The organism is Nodularia sp. UHCC 0506, assembly GCF_034931045.1.
In the GTDB taxonomy this organism is placed as follows: domain Bacteria; phylum Cyanobacteriota; class Cyanobacteriia; order Cyanobacteriales; family Nostocaceae; genus Nodularia.
Genome location: NZ_JAYGHH010000056.1, coordinates 1 through 7061, shown reverse-complemented (window position 1 = coordinate 7061; position 7061 = coordinate 1). Strand labels below are relative to the sequence as shown.

Here is a 7061-nt window from a genome sequence, read left to right as displayed (position 1 = left end):
GGCGAAGCCTTGCACCTACTTTCGGGTTTATTAGTCTCAAACCTTTGATTTATCTAAATTTTACATTTATTCAGCCAGCCCTACCTACTTATACGATAGCCCTGGTAGGGGAGAGGAATGGAAGTAAGGTTTTCCAGATACTGAGAAAAATCAGCTGTCTACGACGGACTACGCCTACACTAAACTTATATTAACAAAGTAGCTATTAATACAATGACTTTTGATTTGCATTGTCAATAATTTGTTTTTATTGACATTATATACTGGTTCTGCTTCTTTCCTTCTTCACATAAAAATTATAAATATACACACTAAATAGGATATGTACACAGTATAATTGTGTAGATATTGGGATATTCATCATATCCAAAAATTTCTGGATTTTAACCCTAAAATCCTCCTAACCCTCTATATATCTAAGTTTCTTAGTTTGATAGATAGGAAGGTTCCGCAAAATAAGCAGTCATATTACTTGAACTGTTGGTAAGAATGATACTTGAGGATTGTCTGTAAAGTTTCCAGAAAATCTCTCAGTAGTTTATGTGTTATTTTTTACGTAAATATGTGAGTATATAGCTATGTAAAGATAAATAAACTGTAAAATGTGTTATCCGACACGTCAAAAAATTTCAGAAGGTGCATTAACAACCTACTAGGAATGATTTACATTTCTTCGCATACATTGAATTTTTTTCACTGACTTACTTACCTTTAGATAATCTGAGTTAAGAAAATGAACATAGCTAAACCATTAGTCACAATTGAAATTTGCACACATAACAGAGCAGAAAGTCTATCTATACAAAGCCTTTCTGCCATAGAAAAGTTGACTTATCCCAACTATGAAGTCATTATTGTTGATGATTGCTCAACCGATCAAACTCGGCAAATTCTCTATAAATATCAAGAGAAAATTGAAAATTTATATATTTTACGAAATCAAAAGAATCGGGGATTACCTTATTCAAGAAATCGAATTCTTGAAAATGCCAAAGGAGAAATTATTGTATTCAGTGATGATGATGTTAGTCTGTTTCCAGATTGTTTAGATGAAATTGTCAAAGCGTATATGCAATATCCAGAAGTTGGATTTATTTGGGGAGGGGTGTATGAATGTCATGGTTCCAATGATAGAAATCAACTCACATTTGGCACTGGTAGCCTGTTTTCCCTGAGAAAGATAGTGGCAAATCACTTCCGATTTGATACTAATTTGCGTTATTTCAAAACTTATGTATGTGAGGAACATGATTTTGCTCGACGAGTTCAAAAAGCAAAAATTCAAATTATCAAGCTGGCAAAAGCAAGGTCAAATCACTATCAAGCTCCTGCTAAAGATAGACCGTGGCGAAGTATAGGAGGAGACCTGAATTATCTTTATGAAAAAGTTAAAAAGAATTCTCTCTTAGAGTATTATACATCTCTTATGCTGGGGTTGATATATGCAATTCAATGTTTATTTGTGAAAAAGAATGGCAATAAACCGAGCAAGCCGAGTTACTATAACTGGATGATATACAAAGAAGCATTTCTTTCGTTTTATAAAGTTTCTGTCATGCTGAAAAATGGAAATTTTCTAATTGCTAGTAAATATTTGTTTTATACAATGCTTGATATTCCTATTAGAGCCAAGATAAAACGTAGTATAGAAGCAAAACAGATGTCGGTATTTAATCAAGGGGACCAAGTAATTCTTAATCAAGAGTTAAAAAATAAATTCTCATAACTCAACTGTGTCTAGCTTGAAAACTGTATTTTTTTGGTGTTCAGGTTAGATTTTAGAACTCAAGCTAAAACCGAATAATACACTTTTGAGACGTATACTTCATTTACTCGCAAATTGCTGTATTATTCGTTAGCTATTCCTTGAGAGCATTGAATTTTTCTCACTTATTTTGCTCTGATGTCAAGTACATTTTTGATCTAGTCGCTTATTCTTATCTTGTCACATTTGTCAAGTATATATTATACCAAATTAGATGAGTTTACCCTGGTAGATATATTATCTAAGTTCAATCCAACTTGGGGAAATGACTTTATTAATCAGATTTCAGAAAAAAGTCATAAAATGATTGCTGTGGGATTGTTTTTAGTCACAAAACTTTAATCATAATTGCGTTGCGCCCGCTTATCGTAGGTACTGCACTATTTTCGCTATCTTAGAGAAGTAAATCATTCCCCAATCACGCCGATGGTTGTTTTACCCAATTGTATTTCAATGAGTGCAGAGGAATATCTGCTTTGGGAACCCACCCAAGAGCAACGCTATGAGTATTGGGATGGCGAAGTTGTGGCCATGAGTGGTGGTACACGCAATCATAATCGGATTTCGGGAAATTTCTTTAAACTTCTAGATGATGCCTTAGCAGACCGTTCCTGTGAAGTATACATTGTAGATGTGAAGGTGCAGGTAGAACCAGGGCAAAAGTATTTTTATCCCGATGTGGTGGTGACTTGCGATCAGCGCGATCGCAATCCACAATTGATACAATTTCCCTGCTTAATCATCGAAGTGCTTTCACCTTCCACAGAAGCAGCCGATAGGGGAAAGAAGTTTGCTAAATATCGCCAATCTCCGACTTTGCAAGAATATGTCTTAGTCGAAGTAACTCAACCATTAGTAGAAGTATTTCAGCGCAACGAACAGGGTAAATGGGTGTTATCTGAGTATAATTTAGGTGATAGATTCCGACTGGAATCAGTAGATGTAGATATAGCGATCGCTGATTTGTACCGACAAGTGCAGTTTGAAACCGAACCCACTGATGAGGGTGTGTAGTCATCATATATTTACCTGAAGATTTTCGCTTTAACTCTCTTTTTTGAAGATAAACGCATCAAGTTTTTCGGATGTCTGCAATCCCTTTCACCCTAAATGAAGTGAAAATAAACTTGGTGGGCGATCGCCACAATCTTAATTAGAAATATTCTTTATAATATAGCTTCTGAAAATCGCTTAATCTGTTGCACAATCAGGGTTTAATCAAAAAATCTCTGAAAAATTACAGATGATGATACTAAATTTATATAGTATAATTCTCAATAATTCTTTCTCAATTAACTGGTTATTTTCACACAAACCCTCTAATTAAGAGATTATCATTCTCATACAACTCAAATCAAGACTGATTGTAGCTATGTATACTGCAAATTCCTTAAAATCTGAACTCAATGCCAAGGGATGGAGGCTAACTCCCCAGAGGGAAATAATTTTACAAGTGTTTCAAAATCTAACGCGCGGTAGACATTTGAGTGCAGAAGATGTCTTCGATTTGCTGGTAAAACGTGGAGAAAATATTAGTTTATCGACGATTTACCGCACGCTAAAGCTGATGACACGCATGGGTATTCTCCGGGAGTTAGAGTTAGCGGAAGTACATAAACACTATGAACTAAATACAGCTTCTCCTCACCATCATCATCACATGGTTTGCGCCCAATGTAACATGACTATCGAATTTGAAAATAATTCTATCTTTAAGCAAGCATTGAAACAAGTAGAAAAATCAGGGTTAGAATTAATCGACTGTCAACTAACAATTTATACCATTTGTCCTGAAGCAGTCCGAAGAGGATGGCCGGCGATTATGCCCAGTGATTGGATGTGTGGGAATGCGATTAAAGCTGGACATCAGTTGCCAGCCATAGATGATACTGAAGATGATGAATCATAATATTGAAAATACTGTCAAAAAAACCAAGCGATCGCTCAACTTTTGATGGTCTATAGATTTGGGCATCAGTAGTTTTATGATTAATGAGTGTATAGTAATCATGAGGCAAACTGTGAGGCGGTTCTATGTCTGAAACAAACTCTCAACAGATTATTAATACTGCTGTGACTCTCTTAGAAAGGTATGCAGAAGGGAAACGCAATTTTAGTGGGGCGAACTTGGGTGAAGCTGATTTGCAAGGGATGGATCTCAAAGGATCTGACTTCAGTTATGCTGACTTGAGTGAAGCTAATCTTAATGCTGCCAATCTCAGGGGCTGTGATCTAAGTTTTGCAAATCTCAGTCAAGCTAATTTACAAAATGCTGATCTTCGGGGAGCTTTATTGTTTTCGGCTGATTTGCGTCAAGCTAACCTTGAAGGAGCGAAACTGGAAAAAGCCGATTGCGATCGCAGCACTCATTTTCCACAAAATTTTAACCCCGTTTCCGTGGGATTGCAGATTAAAGAGACTAATTAAAAATCAAACAGCTGATTCTGTAGGCTTTTCGTTGGCTGGGTATGGTGGGTTTATTTACGCCATGCTGTACTAAAACGGTATTACGAATTAACATGAGTAGAATGCCGAAAATTGACCGTCAACGCGAACATCAAGCCAACGAGCGAACTTTTTTAGCATGGCTACGTACTTCTATTTCGTTGATTGGTTTTGGTTTTGCGATCGCGCGGTTCGGTCTATTTATGCGGCAATTGAATTTGGTGATAACACAAGAAAAACCTCCTGTCAACCCCATATTCAATTCAGAAAACTTGGGGACTGTGTTTGTAATTTTTGGGATTGTAGCGATCGCCTTAGCTGCATGGCGATACAATCAGGTATTCTGGGAAATTGAACGCGCTAATTATCGACCTCACCGTTTACCCGTGTGGATCATGACCGGAGTGGTAATAATTCTAGGGGTTCTTAGCCTTCCTTTACTCTTGTTACTCTAGAAATAACAAAAGGACTTCCGTTCCACCGTCTTCATCAGTCACAGTTTCAGGATGGAATAATGACACAACCTAACTTAACCCCGGCTATTGCTGTCAATATCCCAAATACACTCACACTTCAAGTTTCCCATGAGCAATTTGTGGATTTGGCACTCGCTAACCGAGATTTGCAATTAGAACGAACTGCTACGGGGGAGTTAATTATTATGCCACCTACCGGCAGTGATACTGGCAACAAAAACCTAGATATAGAAGGGCAGCTTTGGCTGTGGAACCGTCAAAATAAACTGGGTAAAGTTTTTGATTCTTCCACAGGTTTTCGCCTTCCTAATGGTGCTAATCGCTCTCCTGATGCAGCTTGGGTAAGTAAACAAAGATGGGATACTCTAACTTTAGAACAGCAAGAAACCTTTGCGCCAATTTGTCCTGATTTTGTGCTGGAATTACGTTCTAAAACAGACTCTCTAGAAAAGTTGCAAGCCAAGATGAGAGAATATATAGAAAATGGTGCGGGTTTGGGTTGGTTGATTGACCGCAAAAATCAACGAGTAGAAATTTATCGTTCTGGTAGAAATGTGGAAGTTTTAGATCATCCTGTTAGTTTATCAGGGGAAGATGTTTTACCTGGATTTGTGTTGGATTTAACTGAGGTTTGGAGTTAAATTAAATGAAGACTTTCACGGCAATAATTGAGAGAGATTCACAGACAAATCTTTATGTGGGTTATGTACCTGGGAGCAACGCGATTTTGTGAGATCATCATAAAGAAAGCAGGGGAGCAGGGAGCAGGGAGCAGGGAGCAGGGGGAATGGAAAAAGAACCAATCAAAAGTCATGAAGACCTAGAAGTATACAAAATGGCATTTGATGCCGCCATGAAAATCTTTGAATTATCAAAGAAGTTTCCCATAGAGGAAAGATATTCGTTAACTGACCAAATTCGGAGATCATCACGCTCTGTTTGTGCAAATTTTGCAGAAGCATGGAGAAAACGCCGTTATGAATTTGTGCTTTGATTAATCGCCGAATTATACTTAGTTGACTGCTGATTTTATGCGCTAATTCTAAGAGGGGATATTTGGGGTCTTCGTCTTGGAGTAGTTCTTCTTTAAGTTGGGCAACGGTTTTTCCTTCCTCTAATAAAGATTCAATATCTAGTTGGAGAATTTCGCCAAAATTACGGGCTGATTGCTTGTTATTCGTGACTCCAAAAATATCATCAAGTGATGGGGGAACTACCGATAACAAACTCAGAATTATCAATAATCGCTTTTCCAGTTCGCCACATACAACGGTCTATTTTTGACCACACTACTAATGTGCCACTTTCACCAAAATTCTGACTTATTTTTGTCCAATTCATCGGAATTGGTTGAGTAGTGGGTTCAGGTACTTCCGTCATCTGACGACTTTTAATTTCATTTAAATCAAGGTAGCTATGGAGTGCATTATCTATGCCATTTTGCCATGACCAGACATCAACCCGTTGACATTGGGAAATAGAGGAAGATGGTAAACCCATGCCAAAACGACCGATTCCGGTGTGTTTTTTTTTCATCTAAATAAGTCCCATTACCAAATTGCAGGGCTAGACGTAAAACGTCAGCATCCATACCTTTCCCATTGTCTAATACTGCGATTTGTTCAATGCGCGATCGCTTTCTACCTTCTACCTGTTGTTTACGTTCACCACAGAGTAATTCTACCTGAGATGCACCGGCTTGAATGGCATTATCCATTAATTCGGCGATCGCATAAGCCGCATTTTTATAACCATTATCGCGCATTGCTTGCACAGCCAGGTGAGCCGGAACAATATTATGGTCGTTACTATTCATGGGTTTTTCCTCCAAACGTCTTCCCAATTGTGAAAAGCTGATGCTACAGACCCAAAACCGGGGAGTTGACTATCAACAACCGTGACAATTTCGGCGGTAGCATTTCCGCCAGCTTTGAGTCCTCTGATGGCTCGACCTACCATTTGGCTGTAGAGTACAAGGGATTTGGTGGGACGGGCGATAACGGCCGCACTGGTTTTTGGCGCATCGAAGCCAGTAGTTAAAACCCCGTAGTTACATAAAATCTTGGTTTGGGGCTGGTCGTCTTTAAAATTTTGGATAATGCGATCGCGTTCTGATTTGGGGGTGTTACCTGTCACAGCATCAGCATTGAACCCTCTTAAACGCAAAATTGAAGTGATGAGTTGAGCGTGTTCAACGGAGGTATTAAAAACGATAATGCGGTGATGATGTTGGGCGAGTGCTTCGAGTTCTAGGATGATGCGGAGGTTGCGTTGTTCGTCTTCAGCTAACCAATGGAGAATATATTGGGGAATATCTAACTCTGTATTAATCCGATTCAGGTCTTGGGGACTGAGTTCAATACCGCTTTCGTAGA

Annotated in this window: 9 protein-coding genes and 1 pseudogene; 7 read left to right on the top strand and 3 right to left on the bottom strand. The window is 38.4% G+C overall.

The features are described 5' to 3' along the window. Positions 1–733: 733 nt before the first annotated feature. The 7 genes and pseudogenes from VB654_RS21990 to VB654_RS21960 form a co-directional block, all read left to right on the top strand. Entirely contained in the window at positions 734–1726 is a 993-nt protein-coding gene (locus tag VB654_RS21990; RefSeq protein WP_323215924.1) for a glycosyltransferase family 2 protein, read from the top strand. Positions 1727–2191: 465 nt separating this feature from the next. Then, a complete protein-coding gene (locus tag VB654_RS21985; protein ID WP_323215923.1) occupies positions 2192–2779 on the top strand; it encodes a Uma2 family endonuclease in 588 nt (195 codons plus the stop codon). A gap of 358 nt (positions 2780–3137) precedes the next feature. Further along, positions 3138–3674, top strand: a complete 537-nt coding sequence (locus VB654_RS21980; protein ID WP_323215922.1) for a transcriptional repressor — start codon at positions 3138–3140, stop codon at positions 3672–3674. A 125-nt stretch (positions 3675–3799) separates the two neighbouring features. Next, positions 3800–4192: a pentapeptide repeat-containing protein gene (locus VB654_RS21975; protein WP_323215921.1), complete on the top strand. Its 393-nt coding sequence runs from the start codon at positions 3800–3802 to the stop codon at positions 4190–4192. Positions 4193–4284: 92 nt separating this feature from the next. Continuing rightward, positions 4285–4665 (top strand): YidH family protein, encoded by a 381-nt coding sequence (locus tag VB654_RS21970; RefSeq protein WP_323215920.1) that lies wholly within the window; start codon positions 4285–4287, stop codon positions 4663–4665. Between the two features lie 59 nt (positions 4666–4724). Next, positions 4725–5327 carry a Uma2 family endonuclease gene (locus tag VB654_RS21965; RefSeq protein ID WP_323215919.1) on the top strand — a complete coding sequence of 201 codons (603 nt, stop codon included), beginning with the start codon at positions 4725–4727 and terminating at the stop codon, positions 5325–5327. 146 nt (positions 5328–5473) lie between these two features. Beyond that, positions 5474–5668: pseudogene (locus VB654_RS21960) on the top strand (four helix bundle protein); the annotation flags it as partial. A 215-nt stretch (positions 5669–5883) separates the two neighbouring features. On the opposite strand, the gene VB654_RS21955 reads toward VB654_RS21960, so the two are convergent. The 3 genes from VB654_RS21955 to VB654_RS21945 all read right to left on the bottom strand — a co-directional run. Next, positions 5884–6186, bottom strand: coding sequence for a hypothetical protein (locus VB654_RS21955; protein ID WP_323215918.1), 303 nt, complete (start codon positions 6184–6186; stop codon positions 5884–5886). Continuing rightward, positions 6143–6502 (bottom strand): ATP-binding protein, encoded by a 360-nt coding sequence (locus tag VB654_RS21950; RefSeq protein ID WP_323215917.1) that lies wholly within the window; start codon positions 6500–6502, stop codon positions 6143–6145. The genes VB654_RS21955 and VB654_RS21950 overlap by 44 nt, the downstream gene beginning before the upstream one ends. After that, on the bottom strand, positions 6499–7061 hold a 563-nt coding region (locus tag VB654_RS21945; protein ID WP_323215916.1), incomplete at its 5' end, for a DEAD/DEAH box helicase. The genes VB654_RS21950 and VB654_RS21945, both read right to left, overlap by 4 nt.

Coding starts and splice junctions, on each gene's coding strand:
- VB654_RS21990 (WP_323215924.1), top strand. CDS start 734: ATGAACATAGCTAAACCATTAGTCACAATTGAAATTTGCACACATAAC.
- VB654_RS21985 (WP_323215923.1), top strand. CDS start 2,192: ATGGTTGTTTTACCCAATTGTATTTCAATGAGTGCAGAGGAATATCTG.
- VB654_RS21980 (WP_323215922.1), top strand. CDS start 3,138: ATGTATACTGCAAATTCCTTAAAATCTGAACTCAATGCCAAGGGATGG.
- VB654_RS21975 (WP_323215921.1), top strand. CDS start 3,800: ATGTCTGAAACAAACTCTCAACAGATTATTAATACTGCTGTGACTCTC.
- VB654_RS21970 (WP_323215920.1), top strand. CDS start 4,285: ATGAGTAGAATGCCGAAAATTGACCGTCAACGCGAACATCAAGCCAAC.
- VB654_RS21965 (WP_323215919.1), top strand. CDS start 4,725: ATGACACAACCTAACTTAACCCCGGCTATTGCTGTCAATATCCCAAAT.
- VB654_RS21955 (WP_323215918.1), bottom strand. CDS start 6,186: ATGGGTTTACCATCTTCCTCTATTTCCCAATGTCAACGGGTTGATGTC.
- VB654_RS21950 (WP_323215917.1), bottom strand. CDS start 6,502: ATGAATAGTAACGACCATAATATTGTTCCGGCTCACCTGGCTGTGCAA.